Origin of the sequence: Nonomuraea sp. SYSU D8015 (assembly GCF_008065375.1) — a bacterium.
Taxonomy (GTDB): Bacteria; Actinomycetota; Actinomycetes; order Streptosporangiales; family Streptosporangiaceae; genus Nonomuraea.
The window spans coordinates 191,686-210,409 of sequence record NZ_VJYI01000014.1; the positions used below are offsets into that span (position 1 = coordinate 191,686).

Below are 18,724 nucleotides of genomic sequence, written 5' to 3' on the forward strand. Positions count from 1 at the left end.
AGGCGCCGCGCCCCGCCGGGCCGTGGCGCGGCGGGCGGTGGCGCGGCGGGCCGTGGCGCGGCGGGCCGTGGCGCGGCGGCTCGCGGGTCACTCCCCCGCCCGCCGGGCCAGGAACACGTACTCCTTGCCCGGCCGGTCGGGCGCGTCGCGGACCTCCTCCACCGCGTACCCGTGCGCCACCAGCGCCGCCTCGACCTCCTCCCGCTCCCGGAAACGCAGCGTCGAGTCCGACGTCAGCACCGCCCCGTCCGCCGCGAAGACCCAGGTGCCGCGGAAAGTCACCAGCGGCCCGCTGACGTCCGTCACCTCGAACCAGTTCTCCACCGTGCCGACCCCGTCGATCTCGACGACCCGGTACGACTCCGCGCGGTTCCACTCCAGCCAGGCCCGCCGCGCCGGTACGCGGGTCTCGAACACCAGGTGCCCGCCGGGCCGCAGCGCCTCGTGGATCCCGCGCAGCGTCCTGTCCCAGTCGTCCGGCTCGACGATCGCCTGGGCGACGTTCGCGGTCATGGTCGCCAGGTCGACCCGCATCGGCGGAAGACGCGTCGCGTCGCCGTGGATCCAGCGCACCCGCTCGCCGCCCGGCTTGGCCCGGGCCACGTCGAGCGAAGCGGCGGCCGGGTCCACCCCGGTCACCTCGATCCCGCGGCCGGCCAGGAGCAGCGCGAACGTTCCGGTGCCGCAACCGACGTCCAGCACGCTGCGGACCCCGAGCTCAGCGACGATGGCGGCGTACACCTCCAGGTCGCTGCGGTCGGGATCGAGCGGATCGTAGACCGCGGCCAACCGCGGATGCTCGAAGAGATCGTCAGCCATGGGAAAACCCTACGGCGTGCGTCCGTCAAGCCGATCCGCCGGAACACGGACGACGAACAGCCGACAGGCACAAGCAAGGGTCGCCTTGGACGCTGCTGGGCAACGGATTCCACCGAGAAGAAGGGCAATGTGAGCTCAGCTACGCCGTCGCGGCCCTTGCGTGGCGAACCAGGGCCGCCAGGATCAAGGTTGTGAACCAAGGACGGGCGTATTGGCGGCGAGTACATAAGAGGTGTGGAGCTCCGCCCCTCCTGCCTGCGGAGTTGCAGGTCAGCTAGGGTGTCAGGGTCCGCATCCGGCCAGGGGGTGCCGTGCAACGGCACCCCGGCCGCCGTCACCGCACACGACATCGTCATACCGAACTAGCGCTCGGCCCGCCCGGCCGGGGCGGGCCGGGCTTCTTCCATGCACCCGGCGCACACGGCTCTGGGATCACGCGTTTGCGTGTCCAGGTCTGACCAGGCCCGTCTCGTAGGCGAAGACGGCGACTTGGGTGCGGTCGCGCAGCTGGAGCTTGTTCAGGATGCGGCCCACGTGAGTCTTGACGGTCTGTTCCGCGAGGACGAGCCGGCCCGCGATCTCCGCGTTCGACAGGCCGTGGGCGATGAGGGCGACCACCTCGGTCTCGCGTTCGGTGAGGTCGCCGACGCGGGCCTGGGCCGGGGGCCGCGGGGTGCCGCCCAGCCGGGAGAACTCCGCGATGAGTCGCCTGGTGATGTTCGGGGAGAGCAGGGCCTCGCCCGCGGCCACGACGCGTACGGCCTCGGCGAGCTGGACACCCGAGGCGTCCTTGAGCAGGAATCCGCTGGCGCCCGCCCGCAGCGCCTCGTACACGTATTCGTCGAGGTCGAACGTCGTCAGGATGAGGACCTTGGTGGCGAGGCCGGGATCCGCGGTGATGCGGCGAGCGGCCTCGATGCCGTTCAGCCCGGGCATCCGGATGTCCATCACGATCACGTCGGGGTGCAGGTCGGCGGCCTTGGCGACGGCGTCGGCGCCGTCCTCGGCCAGGCCCACGACCTGGATGCCGGGCTGGGCGTTGAGAAGGACGGAGAAACCCTCGCGGACCATGGCCTGGTCATCGGCGATGAGCACGCGGATCGTCACGTGTGGCCTTCCTTCGCGGTCGTGGCGGTGTCCACGGGCACCGGGAGCAGGACGGAGACCTCATAGCCATCGCCGGGCGTGGGACCGGCGGCCAGTTCGCCGCCGAGCATCGCGGCACGTTCACGCATGCCTATGATGCCGTGACCGGCGCCGGGCGAGGGCTTGGTCTTGTCACGCGAGGGGCCGTTGAGCACCCGCAGCCGCAGCGTGGAGAGCGCGTAGACGATCTCGACGCGGACCGTGGAGCCGGGCGCGTGGCGCAGCGCATTGCTCAGAGCCTCCTGGACGATGCGGAAGGCCGACAGTTCCACAGCCGGTGGCAGCGGGCGGGCCGTACCCGAGACGTCCAGCTCAACGCGCAGGCCGGCGGAGCGCACGTTGGCGACGACGTTGCCGAGCTGGTCCAGGGTGGGCTGGGGGCCGCCGGGCGCCGGGGAGTCATCGGTGGCTTCCGCGCGCAGGACCCCCAGGACGTGGCGCAGCTCGGTGAGGGCTTCGAGGGCGTTCTGGCGGATGACGGCGAAGGCGGTGACCAGTTCTTCGGGCGGATCCTCGACGCGGTAGGGCGCGGCGTCGGCCTGGATGGAGATCACGGACATGTGGTGGGCGACCACATCATGCAGTTCGCGCGCGATCCGGGCACGCTCCTCCAGCAGGGCCCGGCGCCCCCTCTCCGCGATGGTGGCCGCCTGCTGCTCCTGGAGCCGCTTGCGTGTCTCCCGGAGGCTGCGTGCCGAGGCGCCGAGGAACACGGCGACCGCGAAAATCACCGCGGGAGTCAGCGGGTTTTCCCAGAGCAGGTCTTCGCCCGGCCATTGCATGCCGCCGGCCAGCAAGCTGCTGAGCAGCAGCGTCTCGACGGCGACCCGGGGCCGGTTGCGCAGCGCCACCAGGAACAGCACCCCGGCATGGACGAACCATGGCCACGGCTCGCCGATGAACGTGGGCGAGTAGCTCGTCGCGGCGGTGCCGGCCAGGAACGCCATCGACAGCCACCACGCCGGCACCGGCCAGCGCAGTGCCGACACCAGGATCACCGCGTGGGCGATCGCGAACGGTGCGGCCTCGGTGCCCTCGGCTGTCGCGGCGAGGAGGACGGCGGCCAGCACGATCAGCACGTGTGGCAGCCATTTCAGCGGCCGCGCCCCAGCCATGGGCGGCAGCGGCTGCCGGGCCGACGTGAGCAGATCCGCTCGTACGCCCCGCAGCACGGCACCCATCGCGTCGGCCCTGTCCACGTGGACGATCCTAGACACGGGGCGGCTCCTCGCAGGCGTTTCGCGCTCCGCCCTTCGAGGGACGGCCGGCCCGGCCGCGCTCGACCGCGCCGAACGCGGCCCAGCACACGGCCAGCGCGATCGCGAAGACCGGCAGCCAGCAGAGCCGGGCCAGGACCCAGCCGAGATCGTCCGGCCTGGTGTGCAGGCCCGGCAGCGGGCCGGACAACAGGCCCATGGCGGTGACCGCGAGCATCGCCGTCTGGTGCCAGAGGAAGATCGTCATGGCGGAGAGGTTGGCCGCGGCCACCGCCGCCCAGACCATCGGCCGGGTCATCATCCGGCGCAACGGCTCGCGCAGCAGCAGAGCCAGTCCGCATTGGGCCAGACCGAAGGCGACGGCCGCCAGGGTGGGCGGGTTGAGATTGGAGACCGGCGCGCCGGGCACCCCGACCATGGACGCCGGGTATCCGCCCCAGATGACGAGGCCTGCGGCGGCGACCCCGCCGATGATCAGCAGCGGACCCGAGCGGCGGGTGTCGAGCCGGCCCCACGCCCACGCCGCGCCCAGCGCGTACGGCACCAGCCAGCCGGCCACCACGTTCACCCAGCCGAGCCAGGCCGGACCCCCAAGACCGAAGCGGACCAGGTCAACAGCGGCCACCACGGCGAGCGGCCACAGCGGGCCGACCCGTAAGACCATCGGGGTCAAAGCCGTGAGCAGCGCGAACACCAGCAGGAACCACAGGGGCGACAGGACCAGGGTCAGCAGCGTGCGCACCGTCTCAAGGGGTGTGCCGGACAAGAGCATGACGACGGCCGTCACCGCCCACACACCGAGGATCACGACGACAGGCCGGAACAACCGGGCCAGCCGCCCGCCGAGCCACCGGCCGTACCCCACACCGCGCCGACGGGCGGCCTGGTAACCCTTCGCAGCGACGTGCCCGCCGACCAGGAAGAACACGGCGAGGGTCTGGAAGATCCAGGAGAGCGGGGCGAGCCAGGGCATGTACTGCAGCGGGCTCGCCCCCTGCAGCGGGCCCCGACCGGCCTCGACCACGGCGCTGACCAGCCAGTGGCCGAATATCACGCCGAGGATCGCCAGGGCTCGCAGAGCATCGACGGCCCGGTCGCGATCAGGCGGGGTCCGGGCGTCGACGCGCCGCGCCAGTTCCCGCAACCCCGGCGTCGGGCGGTGACCGGCCCGGACGGGACGATACGACTGGGCGGTCACCGGGTCACCTCCCGGTCGTGTCCCAGGGCGATACGCGCCAGGTTCGCCACCGATGCCGAGCCGGGCGCGAGATAGTCGCCGTGGCCGCCGTCGCCCGCGGCGAACAGCCGGGCGCCGAAGCCGCCCGAGACCGGATCGGCGCCGAAGCCGATGGTCGTGCCGAGAACGGGCAGGCTCAGGTGCGGCACGCCGCCGATCCAGTCCCGCGCTCCCCGTCCCGCCCACACCCGCGCGGCGGTGCCCAATCCCGCCGCTGTGTCCGCACCGGTGCCGGGGCTGCCGAACATGGCGATGTCGGCGACGGCCAGGCCGGCGGCGGCGCGGCCGCACACCACCGAGCCGTAGGAGTGGCACAGCAGCGAGACCTGCGCGGCCGGATTCGCCCGGCGCACCGAGACGACGAACGCACGCAGCGCACGCGCGCCGTCTTCTGCCCGGCCCGTCGTGACCGCGTCGGTGCTGATCAGCCGGGGTGGTGTGTAGCCGAGCCAGGCCACGACGGCGACCTCGGCGGCCGGGTCCAGGCGGCGGATCTGCTCCTCCAGCGAGCGGGCCGCCCAGCCGAGCCTGGCGTGCGGCTTCGGGGTACGGGCGTCGTAGGTGTCGAGGGTGGTGTCCGAACCGGGCACCAGGACCGATATCCGCCGGGCGGTCGCCAGGTCGCCCAGGACCTCGACGGCCCGGCCCTCGCCGCGGGCGTCGAAGGACAGGAACGTCCGGGCGGAGCCGGCCATGGCCCGCAGGGCCTCTGCCCGCCGGTGGTCCCCGCCCTTCTCGGCCATGCGCGCGGCCTGGATGATGTTGGCCCGGTTGGCCGCGTACCGGGTCTCGAGGGTGCCGGTCGACAGGACGGGCAGCATCGCCGGGTCGGGGGCCGGGACGTCCGCCCGGGCCGCGGCCGAAACCGGTGCGGACAGCGCGGCGATCACCAGCCCGGCCAGCGCACCGCGCCACAGCCGGGTACCGCGGCCTGGGATCCACATGTCGCACCTTCCCTTCCAGAGGTTTTGACCTGGTCAGGAAGTTACGAAGAGGCGCAGGTAATCAGCGTCCCGCTGTGGAGCCCACTTCTGGATGTAGCTCTCAGGTATTGGCGGTATCGGTCCCACCGCGTCGATGCCCGCAGCCTCCGCTGGCGGGCGTCTGCACGGAGTCCGGAGTGGTAGGCACAGGGGACTTCGTCGACCTCGCATCCGATACGAGCTATAGCTGTCCCGTGGTCCGGTTGCCTGATTGCTGCTCATGGGTGCGGGGTGTTATGTGAGGCTGCACAGTGTGGCTGTTGCCGACGTGGAGCTACTGTGGCGGGCCAGACCCGTATATCAGCCTGATGCTGGGAGCCGTCTTCAGGGCTGCTCAGTGGCGCTTCGAGGGGTGTCGGTAAGAATCGCATCATGAGCCCCAAAGCGTGTTGATCTTGTGGTGTTTGGCCTGTCAGTGCCGGGCGGCTGCGACCTTTGAAGGCGGCGTTGTCGCAGGGCTCAGTTGCTGATGGCGGGCACGGCCCGCCGGTAGCGGGTGTCGGTGAGGTGGCCCTCTAGGAAGGCGGCGATGTCGGCGCGGCTCATCGCTGAGCCGACCCGGTCGCGGCCGAGGAACCCGGAGCGGACGCGGCTGGTGGCGGGTGTGCGCAGCGGGCGCAGGGCGCCGCCGCGGATGATCTCCGGCAGGGTGAAGTTGTAGCGCCCCGGGGAAGAACTTGCACGGCGCCTACAACTTCCTGCTTCCCGATCTGGCCTCCGGCACCATCCGCGACCTGCGCGATCCGGACGGCGCCGAAGACGACGAGATCTGACCATCGCCCTGGCGGGCGGGCTTCGATCACCCGGTCTGGTTCCTCTGACCAGGCGATGTCTCCGGACAGGGTGTGCCCTTCACAGCGCTCGCGGCGACATCTGCCACGCGGGTTCGGTGCGGCCCCGCCGCACCGGTGGGCGGAGGGGCTGTGATCTGCTGGGAACCGATCTATCCGAGCACCGGGTAGTTCGCGCGGAACACGTTGTGCGGGTCACGGGCCCGCTTGATCTCCCGCAGCCGCGCGAGCGCGCTGCCGGAGAAGGACTTCGCCGCCGTGTCACCGGGGGACAGCAGGGTGTACGGCTTGCGGCCGCTGATGTAGGCCTCCAGGCCGGCCACGACCTCGGCCTGCTTGGCGCGCGTCGCATCGGCCGCGTGCGGCAGGCCGAGACCCAGCAGGCCGAGCAGGTACGGCTCAGCCACCGTGCCGCTCGCACCGGCCCCGCCGCCCGGCTCGGCGAGCGCCCCGCCCAGGTGTCTGATCTGCACGTTGATGAGCGGTTCGACCGGCTTGGCCAGCAGAAGCTCCACCGCGTCCGCGTCCAGGCCGGTGAGCAGCTCCGCACGAGCGATGGATGGGGCCGGATCGGTGGGCTCGGCGGTGATGTCACCCAGGTCGGCAACCGGGACAACGCCGCGGCTGTCGGAGATCGCGCCCTCGATCTTGTCGATGCGCGCCAGCAGGTCCTCCCCCTGAGCCGCCTCACCCAGGTAGGCCAGATCCAGCGTCACCATCGGCGGCGCGCCGGGCGGCTGGAGCCGGTTGATCCAGACACTGAGTTCACGCGGCGCCTCGGCGGTGATCTCCAGGAACGCGTCGTACACCTCCCTGGTCCGGTGCTCCGGCCAGATCACGCGCCCGCCGTACAGGACTGGCGCGGGATACAGATCGAGTTCGAGGGCGGTCACCACCGCGAAGTCCCCGCCACCGCCGCGCAGCGCCCAGAACAGCTCGGGATCGGACTCGGCGGTCACCCGGCCCGGCTCGCCATCGGCGTCCACGATGTCGATAGCCCGCACGCTGTCGGAGGCGAAGCCGTACTTGCGGCTGAACCAACCGACCCCACCGCCCAGGGTGTAGCCGGTCACGCTGACCCCCGGCGCGCTGCCGGACAGGCCGGTCAGACCCAGGGGACCGGCCGCCGCCAGCACCTGCCCCCACTTCACAGCCGCGCCCACCCGGACCACGCGCTCCTCCGCGCGTATCTCCACCTCGTTCAGCAGGCCGGTACGTAACAGGATCAAGCCTTCCACATCACCCGAGGCGCCATGCCCGCTCGGCTGCGCGGTCACCGTCATACCCGCCCGCCGCGCGTAACGTACGAGCGCCGCCACGTCATCGGCATCCGCGGCCTCCGCCACGGCCGCCACCGGCTGCCTGACGGTCAGATTCCACGCGGTGGCCGCTTGTTCAAAGCCGTCGTCATCGGGCAGGAGCACGCGCCCCTTGAGGACACTGCGCAGATCGTTGATCGTCATCGTCTCCCTTTTCGAGTTCTCAGAAATGCGAACGAATACCGTGCTGCACTACGGAAAGGACGGCGCCCTGACCAGCCCGGACAAGGATTACGCCCGAAACCTCGATCACATCAGGATGAGAATGGCCGCGATCACCACCATCACCGCGGCGGTGAGGCCGTGGACGCCGAACGCCACCGCCCGCGGACCCCCGTTCCTGAGCACGACGACCATGTCGCCCAGCGGGGCGAACACACTGGCGAGAATCAGCCAGCCGAGCATGTGCTGGTTTCCCGTCACGAGGGCCGGGAGTATGACGAGCCCGGCCGTGATGTCCCGTACGCCCTTGACGGTCAGGTACGCGTTCATGGACACGGGAACCCCGTAGCCCGCCGCCGACGCGACCGGCTGCAGCAGGAAGCGGATGCCGATGAGGATGATCCCGATGGCGATCAGTCCGGCGAGCCAGGTGGCGATGGTGACCATGCCGTCTCCTTCGTTCGTTGCTAGAACTGTTATCGACGCTAGCCTATCGGCGCTCATCCGTCTAGCGATGCTAGAATCTGGAGGGTGTCCACACAGCAGCGCAGAGAACGCGAACGCGCCCAGCGCCACGACCTGATCGTCAAGACCGCCCGCAAACTGGCCGAGTCCGAGGGCTGGGACGCCGTGACCACCCGCCGCCTGGCCGACGAGATCGAATACAGCCAGCCGGTCCTGTACAGCCACTTCGCCGGCAAGGACGCCATCGTCGCGGCGGTGGCGCTGGAGGGCTTCACGGAACTGGCCGTACGCCTGCGCGCCGCGACCCGGACGGGCGAGCCGCGGACCGCGCTGGAGGGCCTGGCCAGGGCCTACATGGCGTTCGCCGAGGAGAACCCCGCGCTGTACGACGCCATGTTCACGATGGCCGTGGACCTGCCGTTCGGCCAGGACGACACCCCGGAGCCGCTCCGGGACGGCTTCCAGGCGCTTTTGTCCGGAGTCGCGCAGTTCGCCGACGGCCGCGACCCGGCGATCCTGACGGAGGTCGTCTGGAGCGCCCTGCACGGGCTGATCGTCCTGTCCCGCGGCGGCCGACTGCCCGCCTCGGGCCGCGAGGCCCGCCTGAGGCTGCTGCTCGACCAGTTCAGCGCCACCCGCTGACCCAGCCACGTACGGTCAGTCGTTCCACACGGCGGCGACCTGCGACGCGAACTGTTCGCCGAAGTCACCCGGAGCGCGTTGCACGTATAGCCGCCCTGTCGGGCAGGGTCGCATCCCCCGAACGGCCAAACGGAGCGGCTCGACTTCCTCGTCACCCAGATCGCCGGCACGCCAAGTGGACCGGCCACGAAGGGCCCCTATCCGGAACACTTGAGCGCGTGAACGGGACCAGGGTCGGTTACGCGCGCTGCAGCGCCGATGAACAAGACGTCGTGATCCAGACCGAGCAGCTCCTCGCACCCGGCGTCCCCCGATAACCGCATCTACATCGACCGCGGCTTCTCCGGCAGCACCCGCCGCAACCGCGCCGGCCTCGACCAGGCCCTGGCCGCCGTCTGGGACGGCACGGTCTTCACCGTCACCAAGTTCGACCGGTTCGCCCGCAACATGGCTGAGGCCAACGACCTCCTCACCGACCTGTCCGGCCGGCGAGTTCGAGGCCAACATCGGCCACCAGCGCACCCGCGAGGGCATGGCGCTGGCCAAGAAGAACGGCAAGCTCAAGGGCGAACAACCCAAGCTGCCCGAACCCGCCCGCCGCTCCATCCGCCGCTGTCTGGAGTCCGGTCACGCGTAACGCCCCGTCGTTGGAATGCCTTCACGGCAGCCCGCCTCGATGACTCCCGCCGAGCCGGACGAGGGCGGTGAGCAGATAGCCGGCGGCGGTCACGACGTCCGTCTGGTGCACCGGTGCCGCAAGGCCAGGTCGGCGAACACCGCTGCGGCGTGCGCGTACAACCCTCTGGCCGTCTCCTCGTATCCGCCGTCGCCGGTTGGGCGCAGGACGAAGTACTGACCGCCCTCGGCAGCCAGCTCGAACGCGCCGCAACACGACGTGCCTGTACCCGCAGACGCGGACTCCGTGGGTTGTAGGAATGCCAGCGGTGCATGACAGGTCACTTCCGTGGCGGGGCGGCGGCGCCGGGAGGCGGGCCACAACCTCGCGTGGCCGGGGAGGCACCGAGCATCGTGGCGTCGCGGCGGCAGGCACTGACCGTGGAGTCGCCGCCGCGCCTGCTCATGGCACCCTTGCCTCCGCGCGCCGACCCAGTGGGCAGAGGTGGTCAACGTGCTTGTTCGGGCAACAGATCAGGCCGATGGTGACGAACCGGCCGCCCTTGAGCCATTCGCCCCACTGCAATCCACCCCGTGCGACAGCGCGTCACGCGCGTAGTCCTCGGGGAGGATGCGCTCCGGCAGGAGGAGAGTGCCACGAACCTCGCCGTACTCAGCCGCGAGCCACTCCACGGCCCCCTCTACCTCAGCGAACGTGGCCGCCATCCGGGAGGCGGGCTTGACCAGCCAGTCACCGGTCCGCATCGGCGGCAACGCCGACGTCGCGAAGTCGGGAGAGCCCGGCCGCCGCTCGGCCTCCTTGCCACGGTCTTCTCCGGCGCCGATCCACTGGTAGGCGTGCCAGTGCATGGTCAGATCGCTCCCCGTAGAGTGCTGGGGGCGGCCCCTGCTTGCTTCGATCAGGCAGGGGCCGCTGTCCTTGGTCGTGCTAGATGGTGGTCATGCCGACCGCGCGTAGCTCGGCACCGGTGAACCGGAGTGTCCCGGCGTCCGGGTTCTTCGAGTCACGCAGCGCATAAGCGTCCTCGACACCTGGGATCGGGGCGATCTCCACGCAGGACTCCATGTCCTGCTCCTGTTGGTTGCCGCCGCACATGCGCGTGAACGGCAGGTCGCCGAGCGGCTGGCCGTACAGGTCTCTCATGGATCTCCTCTCGTTCGGTGCCCTGGGGTCGCAGGGCCGGATTCCCAGGCAGGACCTGGGCGCCTGGGGGCTTGGATCCCAGACCCACTGCGGGTCACGGGCACCACGTGGAGCCCAGGGGGCTCATAGCGGCCCTGTACGGGACCGCGCGTTGTACAGCAGGGCTGACTGGAACGCCAGCGTCGCGGCGAGCGCAATGGCGTCCGGCTGCCGGACGGTCGGCTGGACTCCGGCCGCCGCCATGTCGGCGGTGACCGGCCGACACAGCCTGGCGATCCACCACACCTGACCGGACGCATCCTGCTCTCGGTCGATGTCCCACGCCGGGTAGGTGTTGCGCAGCGTCGACAGCTGACGGCCCGCCAAGCCCTGCTGGATCACCGCCATTGCGACGACCTGTCGCACGTTCTGACCGGCCGCCTGAACCGGGCCGTGTACCTCCGCGGTCATCGGCCTTCCTGTCCTCGGCCCCTGACACGTGCACGAGACCTGACGATTTTGGCAAGGCGGCCGGACCCACGTCCTCGTCATCAGCAGATCGCCGCGCAACTGCGGGCGGAGATCATGTCTGGCGCGCTGAGGCCAGGCGAGCAACTTCCTTCGACACCACATCTGGTTGCACGATTCGACGCAGCCAACGCGACGATCCAACGAGCTCTCCAATCCCTGAAGGATGAAGCCTTCCTCCGTGGTCACGCGGGTAAAGGCGTGTTCGTACGCGAGAAGCGGCAATTTGTCGTCCAGGCCGCCACCTACAAGGCCCCGGGCCCGCGCGGCTATGGTTACGAATTGCTCGACGTAGCCGAGGTGAAGCCGCCAAATGACGTTGCCACTGCGCTCGCCCTCTCTGACGGTGACCGCGTGGTCATGCGTCATCGATTGCTGTTGCACGACGGCGACCCGGTAGAGCTGTCCTGGTCGTACTATCCGCTGGCCATCGCCGCCGGAAGCCCTTTGGCCGGTCGCAAGAAGATCCGCGGCGGTGCACCGCAAGTGCTGGCCCAGCTCGGGTTCCCGGAGCGGCGTTTCGAAGACCGCGTCTCCGTCCGGCAACCCACCACGAAAGAGGTGGAGGGCTTGGACCTGCCGGCCGACGTACCGGTATTCAGACAATTCCGTGTGGTCTACAGCGACTTTCAGCGGCCGGTAGAGGTTTCGATTCTCATAAAAGGCGGCCACCTCTACGAGCTCTCGTATGATCAGGTCGTCGGCGAATAGTGAGCACTCCGCGAGCCACGCCCATACGACCTGTCGATCGTCACCGTGGATGCCGCGCCGGCCGGTGGTGCTTCGCCAAGCGACAAACCTCGACTGTAGGTCAACGCGACATCCATTCGCCACGGCGAGGAGCCAGGGAGCGGGAGAGGGTCGGCTGGCCGCCTCGCCGGGGATGAGGGCGAAGTCCAACCCGATGGACGCGCCGGCACCAGCGAGGCCGCTCACATGTAACGAAATAGGGTGCTGAAGACCGAGACGTTGGGCTTGCGCTGCTGCTCCGGTCGGCACGAAGAGTGATGAAAATGTCACCGATCGGGTGCAGGATGCAGGCGACACTCCGCCGCCTGGATCAAGGAGGTTTCTTGGCGATGCCCCGACTACAACTGCAGATGACCAGCGGTGATCGCTACTACGACCTGACGGCGGCTGTCGGCGAGGATGGCAACCTCCAGGTGGAGGTGATCGGCGTCAATGCCAACGGTGAGCAAATCGGCGAACTGGAGGGCTCGCTGCCGGGGGCAGACCTGAGGCTGATCTGACGGCGGCTGGCCACGGCCGCCACGATGTTGAAGACTGCGGACGGGCCGGTCTCTCCCATGCTGGAGCAGAGACGCGCCAAGCACCGGAACTCCCACCAGCCACGGACGGCCCGAAGACGACCAGCTGCTACGAGAGTTGGCCGCCGCGCCCGGAGCGAACGTCCAAGACCTGATGGAAGTTTTCGGGCGCAGCAACACCGCGATTCTCGCGCGACTGCCTCGGGTCGGCGTGTATGCGGAGTTGCCTGCCCGGCCACAGTAGACGCAGCAGCCCAGAGCGGTCCCGGCGGATGCGTCAAGCGTTGGCCGGATGGTCTGCCAACGGGTCCTTGCCCAGGTTGGCGGGCGGGTAGGCACTTAGCGACTGGGCCTTTGACCCACGGCCAACGACACATCGCTGCACAGCGCGGCCATGGCCGGGGGAAGTTCGAGAGGGCCGGCAGGCCACCTCGCCGAGGATGAGGGCGAAGCCCCCATCCACACAAGCCCGAGCGTCAGCGAGGGCGCCTCAGGGTGGGCTCCCGCCAGCCCACCCGGTAATCGGGATTGGGGCGGGCTCGCGAGCGGAGCGAGCGGGGTTTTCGGGGGTTCGAAAGGGGGCTTGCCCCCTTGGGGGGCGCTGTCTGGAATCCCGTTGCGCGTAGCGTCCATCGTGGAAGGCCTTGCATTTGGGGTGGGGGCTCGCCCCGTGGGCGTGGTACGCTCCCAAGCGAGCGCTTGGTTTACCTCTGAGGGGCCGCCGCATGAAGTTCTCGACCTTCCACCTCTACCACCGTTTCGACGGCCAGAGCTTCAAGGACGTCTACGACTACCACCTGGAGCTCATCGAGCTGGCCGAGGAGCTGGGGTTCGACGGGGTACGGCTGGCCGAGCACCACTTCCGCGACTACGGCGTCGTTCCGAACCTGTTCACCATGCTCGCCCACGCCGCCGCCCGCACCTCCCGCATCAGGCTCGGCACCGGCATCGTCGTGCTCCCCCTGCACAATCCCATTCACGTGGCCGAGGAGGCCGCCCAGGTCGACGTGCTGTCCGGTGGGCGGCTGGATCTCGGGATCGGGCGGGGATACCAGAGTTTCGAGTTCGAGGGGTTCGGGATCGATCTGGCCGAGGCGCGTGACCGCTTCAACGAGGCGCTGGAGGTGATCGTCGGGCTCTGGACGCAGGAGGCGTACCAGCACGAGGGGAAGTTCTACAAGACCGGCACCGAGGTCTCGCTCGTGCCCAGGCCGCTGCAGAGCCCGTACCCGCCGCTGCACGTGGCGGCCGTCTCCCCCGAGACCGTGACCATGTACGCCGAGCGTGGCCTGCCCATCCTGGCCGACCCGGCGGCCACGTTCCGCAAGGTCGTCAAGGCGGCCGAGACCTGGCGGGAGACGTCCGCGCAGGCCGGGCACCCACCGGGGGCCGAGCTGGTGGTGGCGCGTAGCGTGTACGTGGCCCCGACCCTTGAGCAGGCCCGCGAGGACCAGGCGAGGTTCGAGGCGTCGTTCGACCGCTCGCGCATCTTCAACGAGAAGAGCGCCCCCATCGATCCCAAGACCGGCAAGGCCGCCCAGGGCTTCGAGTACTACCAGGACCGCTACCTCAAGGGCGGCACGGTGTCGGCCGACTTCCGGTGGGAGCAACTGGAGGTCATCGGGGACCCGGCCCGCGTCGTCGAGCAGATCTCGCTGCTCCGGGACGCCGGCTTCACGAACCTCCTGTGCGATTTCGGCAGCACTCGGCCGATGCCGCTGGAGGACATGAAGCAGGTCATGCGCTTCTTCGCGACAGAAGTCATGCCGGCTTTCCGCTGACCGCCCCGCTGACCGCCCAGCTGACCGCCCAGCTGACGGCCCCGCTGACCGCCCCGCCCACAATCCCGCCGACGACCTCGCTGACGATCCCTCTGGAGGGTGAAGATGATCCACAGCCTGTCCCTCTCAGACGTCCTCGCCGAGCACGCCCGCAGCCGCCCCCAGGTGACGGCCGTCGTGGACGGGGAGGTGCGGTTCACGTATCTGGAGCTGGACGCCCGCGTGTCCCGGCTCGCCGACGCGCTCGCCGGACAGGGCGTCGGAGCCGGTGACCGGGTGCTGTGGCTCGGCCAGAACGCGTACGCGGTGCTGGAGCTGCTGCTGGCCTGCTCCCGCCTGGGGGCGATCTTCTGCCCGGCCAACTGGCGGCAGTCGGAGGACGAGCTGCGCTTCGTGCTGTCCGACCTGACCCCCGCCGTGGTCGTCTGGGAGCCCTCCGACACCACCACCTCCCTCCAGGCGGGGTCGAAGGAGACGACGGCGGCGGTCTGGGTGCGGGCGGGTGACGACTACGAGCAGTTGGTGGCCGGCGGTTCGGTCAGGGAGTTCCCGCAGGTCGCCGACACCGAGCCGACCCTCGCCCTCTACACCGCCGCCTTCGAGGGCCGCCCCAACGCGGCACTGCTCAGCAGCGCCGCGCTCATCGCCCACAGCACGTCGCTGCTCGTCGTCCGGCAGATGGAGCCGGGCTTCACCTTCCTCAACAACGGGCCGCTGTTCCACGTCGGCACGATGATGTTCTGCCTGGCCACCCTCCAGATCGGCGGCACCAACGTCTTCACCCCCGCCTTCGACGCGGAGGAGGTGTGCCGGCTGATCGACGCCGAGCGGGTGACACAGGCGTTCCTGTTCGGCCAGATGATCGACGCGGTGGTGAAGGCGAACGCGGGCGGCAAGTACGACCTGTCCTCGCTCAGGTTCGTCTCCCACTCGGCCGAGTGGGACGAGATGATCACGGTGGACGACTCGCCGTGGTGCCGGTCGAAGATGGGCGGGTACGGGCAGACGGAGGTGGGCGGCATGCTCACGTTCCTGGGGCTCGCCGAGGGCGGGGCCGGGTTCGCGGGGCGGCCGTCGCCGCTGGTGCAGGTACGCATCCTCGGCCCCGACGACGCCGAGCTGCCGCCGGGCGAGGTGGGCGAGATCTGCGCACGAGGCAAATCCCTCTTTTCCGGATATTTCGCCCGGCCCGACTTAAATGCGGCGAAGTCGCGGAATGGCTGGCATCACACCGGCGACCTCGGCCGCCGCGAGCCCGACGGCACGATCACGTTCATCGGCCCCAAGCTTCGCATGATCAAGTCCGGCGCCGAGAACGTCTACCCGGCCGAGGTCGAGCGCGCGCTCAAGTCCCACCCCGCCGTGGCCGACGCCGCGGTGATCGGTGTGCCGGACCCGACCTGGCACCAGGCGGTCAAGGCCGTGGTGGCGCTCAAGCCGGACGCCGTCGCCACGGCCGACGAGCTGATCGAGCACGTCAAGACGCAGGTGGCGTCGTACAAGAAGCCCAGGGAGGTCGCGTTCGTGGACGCGATCCCCAAACGCGGTTTCACGCCCGACTATGACGCCCTGGACGCCGCCCACGGCGGCGGCAACTACCCCGGGCTCTGATCGCCCCGGCTGATCGGCAGACCCGCGTCCAGGTGGGCGAGGGCCTGGTCGAACGCTTCGACGACCTCCATCGACGGATCCTTCGCCCAGTCGAACCAAAGTGCCCACATCACGCCCATGATCGCCCCGGTGACGTTGCGGATCTCCGGATCGCCGGGGTCGCGGCCCTCGCGTGCCGCCAGCTCGTCCCGCACGGTGGCCATGACGCCACGGATGTTGTCGAGGCTCGCCGCCCACAGCTCGGGCACCGTGAGCATGAGCTTCTCGCGCTCCACGCTATCGGCGCGCTCCTCGGGCGTCTGCGCGTCCAGTACCTGTCGCATGGTGACGCGTACGGCCTGCACGGGGTTGAGCTCGCGCGGCGCCGCCCTCAGTGCCTCGACGAAGGGCGGGAACTGGTCGACCAGCACCAGATCCTCTTTCGTCGGGAAATAGCGGAAGACGGTGCTGGGCGCGACCTCCGCCGCCTCCGCGATCTGCTCGACCGTCGTCGCCGCATACCCCTGCTCACGGAACAGCCGCAGCGCCTCCCTCTGGATCAGCGCCCTGGTCTTGGCCTTCTTCCGCTCCCGCAGGCCCTGCGCCGGTCGATCGCTCATGCCTACGCATTCTGCGGGCTGAAGGCGGTGCACGTCCACTTTCAGGAGAGGGCAATCTTTTGCTAGACGACTCCATTTTGAGAGTCTACTCTCATAATTATGAAACTCCCCACCGAACGCATGCCGGAACGTCCCTTCGATCCCCCCGCCGCACTGCGCGGCCTGCCGCCCATGACGCGCCTGGAGTTCGCCGACGGCCACCTGGGATGGCTGGCCACCACCTACGCCGCCGCCCGCACCGTGCTGAGCGACCCGAGGTTCAGCGCGCGGCAGGAGCTCAAGCACATCGCCTATCACTCGGTGCGCCCCGGCGGCTCGGGCAGCCCGGCCCCGCCGGGCTTCTTCGTCGCCACCGACCCGCCGGAGCACACCCGGTACCGCCGCCTGCTGACCGGCCAATTCACGCTGCGCGGGATGCGCCTGCTGGAGCCGCGCATCGAGCGGATCACCGCCGATCACCTGGACGCCATGGAGGCGGCGGGCCCGCCCGCCGACCTCGTGTCGGCGTACGCGCTGCCGATCCCCTCGCTGGTGATCTGCGAACTGCTCGGCGTCCCGTACGAGGACCACGACTTCTTCCAGGAACGCAGCACACGCATCGTCACGCCGGGCGCCGGAGGCGAGCAGGCGGCCCAGGAACTGGCCGCGTACATGGGCGAGCTGGTGCTCCGCAAGCGGGCAGAGCCGGCGGACGACCTGCTCAGCGGGCTGACCGGCGATCTGACCGACGACGAGCTGGCCACCATCGGGATGTCGCTGCTCGTCGCGGGTCACGAGACGACCGCGAACCAGCTGGCGCTCGGCGTGTTCGCGCTGCTCGCGCACGGACGGAAGTACGACGAAGGTCTGGAGGAGGAGCTGCTGCGCTGGCTGTCGATCGTGCACCTGGGCGCGCCGAGCCGGGCCGCGCTGGAGGACGTGGAGGTGGAGGGCGTGCTGGTCGGGAAGGGCGAGACGGTCGCGCTGTCCCTGCCCATGGTCAACCGGGATCCGGCCGTGTTCGACGACCCTGACGCGCTCCTGCCCGACCGCCCGGAGGCCAGGCGGCACCTGGCCTTCGGGCACGGCGTGCACCAGTGTCTGGGTCAACAGCTCGCACGGCTCGAGCTGCGGATCGGCTACCGCAGACTGTTCGAGCGCTTCCCCGGCCTGCGGCCGGCCGTCCCTGTGACGGAGGTGCCGCTGAGGGAGGGCGCCTTGGCCTACGGGGTCCAGCGGCTGCCGGTCACCTGGTCCTGATCCGCTCCAGCGTGTGGTCGCGGCACCCGGACGGCGGGTTCACGGGATTGCACCGGACGGTCGCGCCCCCTGGCAGCTCGGCGGTGTAGTCGCTGCCGTGGCGGGCCGACAGGCCGATCACCGGGAAGTCGGTGCTGATCATCTGTGCGCCGCTGTCCAGCGCCGCCTTCAGCCGGCCCGTGTCACCCGACCTGGCCTCGGTGAACGGCACGTCCGACCGGGTGCGTACGTAGTACCCCTTCCGCACGAGATCCTGGATCTGCGCCAGGTTGGCCCCCTGGGGCTCGTTCCAGCCGACGAAGGCGGCGTCGGCCCGGCCGGGACGGGAGTTCGTGAACAGCACGCGCCCCTCCAGGCTCGGCCGGCCCGCCAGGTAGGGCTGCTGGATGGCGCTCGCCTGGTTGTCCATGAAGAACAGGACCTTGCCCCGGGACGCGTTCAGCTCGGGCCAGCCGTGCTTGAGCACCGACTGTTCGAGGGTGAGCCCGGGCTTGCGGACGTCGTCGGGCGTGATGAGCCGCTCGTCGGGGAACACGGAGCGGATATCCGCGTCCAGGGCGTCCATGAGGGCCGTGTCCCAGGCCGGGCTCTTGGCGCCGCCCAAGGCCTCCTTCTTCGGGTCGGTGCTCTTGAGCTCGGTGAGCACGGTCAGCGGCACGTGCCCGGGGTGGGCGTCGGACCACTCGCGTACCTGGCGCAGGCAGGACACCAGGGTCGAGCAGTTGGTGCCGTAGTCGTGGTCGGCCCAGTGCAGCACCTTGAAGCCGGGCTGGGCGAGCGCCGGGTCGTCGAGCGGGGGCAGCCCGGCGTCGCGGCGGACCAGCGGGCTGGTGTACAGGCCGCCCTTGGGGTCGGGGAAGACGTCCAGCTCGATGCCGCGTACGCGCTGGGCGCCGAACTGGTGGGGCAGCGCCGGGTAGGAGTACTGCAGGTTCCACCAGTTGGCGTCGGTCCTGCGCTGGACGTCCTTCTCGGCGTCGGTCAGCTCGCGGTGGTAGCTGTTGTGGGTGGCCATGGTCTGGACGTGGTTGATCCGCAGGGTTCCGCGTCCGGCCGCGGTGGCGGCGTCGGCGGCGGGTACGGCCGCGAGCGCGGCCACGGCGGCGGTGGCGGCGATGAGGGCGAGGCTGCGCATGGGTCTCCTAGCACGGGGGCTTA

Annotated in this window: 19 protein-coding genes and 1 pseudogene; 8 read left to right on the forward strand and 12 right to left on the reverse strand. The window is 70.0% G+C overall.

Going from position 1 to position 18,724, the window contains the following annotated elements:
- Positions 1-87 precede the first annotated feature (87 nt).
- The 7 genes from ID574_RS41570 to ID574_RS41600 form a co-directional block, all read right to left on the reverse strand.
- Entirely contained in the window at positions 88-819 is a 732-nt protein-coding gene (locus ID574_RS41570) for a class I SAM-dependent methyltransferase (RefSeq protein WP_188194520.1), read from the reverse strand.
- 432 nt (positions 820-1,251) lie between these two features.
- Positions 1,252-1,926: a response regulator gene (locus ID574_RS41575; RefSeq protein ID WP_188194521.1), complete on the reverse strand. Its 675-nt coding sequence runs from the start codon at positions 1,924-1,926 to the stop codon at positions 1,252-1,254.
- On the reverse strand, positions 1,923-3,182 hold the full coding sequence (locus ID574_RS41580) for a sensor histidine kinase (protein ID WP_223167619.1): 1,260 nt from the start codon (positions 3,180-3,182) through the stop codon (positions 1,923-1,925). Before ID574_RS41580 ends, ID574_RS41575 begins: the two co-directional genes overlap by 4 nt.
- Complete coding sequence (locus ID574_RS41585; RefSeq protein WP_223167620.1) at positions 3,175-4,380, reverse strand: acyltransferase family protein; 1,206 nt, start codon at positions 4,378-4,380, stop codon at positions 3,175-3,177. Before ID574_RS41585 ends, ID574_RS41580 begins: the two co-directional genes overlap by 8 nt.
- Entirely contained in the window at positions 4,377-5,363 is a 987-nt protein-coding gene (locus ID574_RS41590) for an alpha/beta hydrolase (RefSeq protein ID WP_188194522.1), read from the reverse strand. The genes ID574_RS41585 and ID574_RS41590 overlap by 4 nt, the downstream gene beginning before the upstream one ends.
- Before the next feature lie 982 nt (positions 5,364-6,345).
- Entirely contained in the window at positions 6,346-7,656 is a 1,311-nt protein-coding gene (locus ID574_RS41595; protein ID WP_188194523.1) for an FAD-binding oxidoreductase, read from the reverse strand.
- 105 nt (positions 7,657-7,761) lie between these two features.
- On the reverse strand, positions 7,762-8,121 hold the full coding sequence (locus ID574_RS41600; protein WP_188194524.1) for a DUF4267 domain-containing protein: 360 nt from the start codon (positions 8,119-8,121) through the stop codon (positions 7,762-7,764).
- Positions 8,122-8,205: 84 nt separating this feature from the next.
- Between ID574_RS41600 and ID574_RS41605 the strand changes: the two genes are divergently transcribed.
- The 3 genes and pseudogenes from ID574_RS41605 (at position 8,206) to ID574_RS41615 (ending at position 9,637) form a co-directional block, all read left to right on the forward strand.
- Positions 8,206-8,781 (forward strand): TetR/AcrR family transcriptional regulator, encoded by a 576-nt coding sequence (locus tag ID574_RS41605; protein ID WP_188194525.1) that lies wholly within the window; start codon positions 8,206-8,208, stop codon positions 8,779-8,781.
- A gap of 327 nt (positions 8,782-9,108) precedes the next feature.
- Positions 9,109-9,216 (forward strand): annotated as a pseudogene (locus tag ID574_RS63080) (recombinase family protein); the annotation flags it as partial.
- 241 nt (positions 9,217-9,457) lie between these two features.
- Positions 9,458-9,637, forward strand: a complete 180-nt coding sequence (locus tag ID574_RS41615; protein WP_188194526.1) for a hypothetical protein — start codon at positions 9,458-9,460, stop codon at positions 9,635-9,637.
- Between the two features lie 293 nt (positions 9,638-9,930).
- Here ID574_RS41615 and ID574_RS41620 read toward each other — a convergent pair whose 3' ends face one another.
- The 3 genes from ID574_RS41620 to ID574_RS41630 form a co-directional block, all read right to left on the reverse strand.
- On the reverse strand, positions 9,931-10,266 hold the full coding sequence (locus ID574_RS41620) for a hypothetical protein (RefSeq protein WP_188194527.1): 336 nt from the start codon (positions 10,264-10,266) through the stop codon (positions 9,931-9,933).
- A 79-nt stretch (positions 10,267-10,345) separates the two neighbouring features.
- Positions 10,346-10,561 (reverse strand): DUF397 domain-containing protein, encoded by a 216-nt coding sequence (locus tag ID574_RS41625; RefSeq protein ID WP_188194528.1) that lies wholly within the window; start codon positions 10,559-10,561, stop codon positions 10,346-10,348.
- Between the two features lie 123 nt (positions 10,562-10,684).
- On the reverse strand, positions 10,685-11,011 hold the full coding sequence (locus tag ID574_RS41630) for a hypothetical protein (protein WP_188194529.1): 327 nt from the start codon (positions 11,009-11,011) through the stop codon (positions 10,685-10,687).
- Between ID574_RS41630 and ID574_RS41635 the strand changes: the two genes are divergently transcribed.
- The 4 genes from ID574_RS41635 to ID574_RS41650 all read left to right on the forward strand — a co-directional run bounded on the left by ID574_RS41635 (position 10,994) and on the right by ID574_RS41650 (position 15,728).
- Positions 10,994-11,779, forward strand: a complete 786-nt coding sequence (locus ID574_RS41635) for a GntR family transcriptional regulator (protein WP_223167621.1) — start codon at positions 10,994-10,996, stop codon at positions 11,777-11,779. The genes ID574_RS41630 and ID574_RS41635 overlap by 18 nt on opposite strands.
- Before the next feature lie 362 nt (positions 11,780-12,141).
- On the forward strand, positions 12,142-12,318 hold the full coding sequence (locus tag ID574_RS41640; protein ID WP_188194531.1) for a hypothetical protein: 177 nt from the start codon (positions 12,142-12,144) through the stop codon (positions 12,316-12,318).
- Between the two features lie 743 nt (positions 12,319-13,061).
- On the forward strand, positions 13,062-14,117 hold the full coding sequence (locus ID574_RS41645) for an LLM class flavin-dependent oxidoreductase (RefSeq protein WP_188194532.1): 1,056 nt from the start codon (positions 13,062-13,064) through the stop codon (positions 14,115-14,117).
- Positions 14,118-14,222: 105 nt separating this feature from the next.
- Positions 14,223-15,728 carry an AMP-binding protein gene (locus ID574_RS41650; RefSeq protein ID WP_188194533.1) on the forward strand — a complete coding sequence of 502 codons (1,506 nt, stop codon included), beginning with the start codon at positions 14,223-14,225 and terminating at the stop codon, positions 15,726-15,728.
- Here the strand turns inward: ID574_RS41650 and ID574_RS41655 are convergent.
- Positions 15,713-16,327, reverse strand: coding sequence for a TetR/AcrR family transcriptional regulator (locus tag ID574_RS41655; RefSeq protein ID WP_188194534.1), 615 nt, complete (start codon positions 16,325-16,327; stop codon positions 15,713-15,715). The genes ID574_RS41650 and ID574_RS41655 overlap by 16 nt on opposite strands.
- A 99-nt stretch (positions 16,328-16,426) precedes the next feature.
- On the opposite strand from ID574_RS41655, the gene ID574_RS41660 reads away from it, so the two are divergent.
- Complete coding sequence (locus ID574_RS41660) at positions 16,427-17,566, forward strand: cytochrome P450 (RefSeq protein ID WP_188194535.1); 1,140 nt, start codon at positions 16,427-16,429, stop codon at positions 17,564-17,566.
- Here the strand turns inward: ID574_RS41660 and ID574_RS41665 are convergent.
- Positions 17,553-18,701, reverse strand: coding sequence for a phosphatidylinositol-specific phospholipase C1-like protein (locus tag ID574_RS41665; RefSeq protein ID WP_188194536.1), 1,149 nt, complete (start codon positions 18,699-18,701; stop codon positions 17,553-17,555). The two genes, ID574_RS41660 and ID574_RS41665, sit on opposite strands and share 14 nt — an antisense overlap.
- Positions 18,702-18,724: the final 23 nt, after the last annotated feature.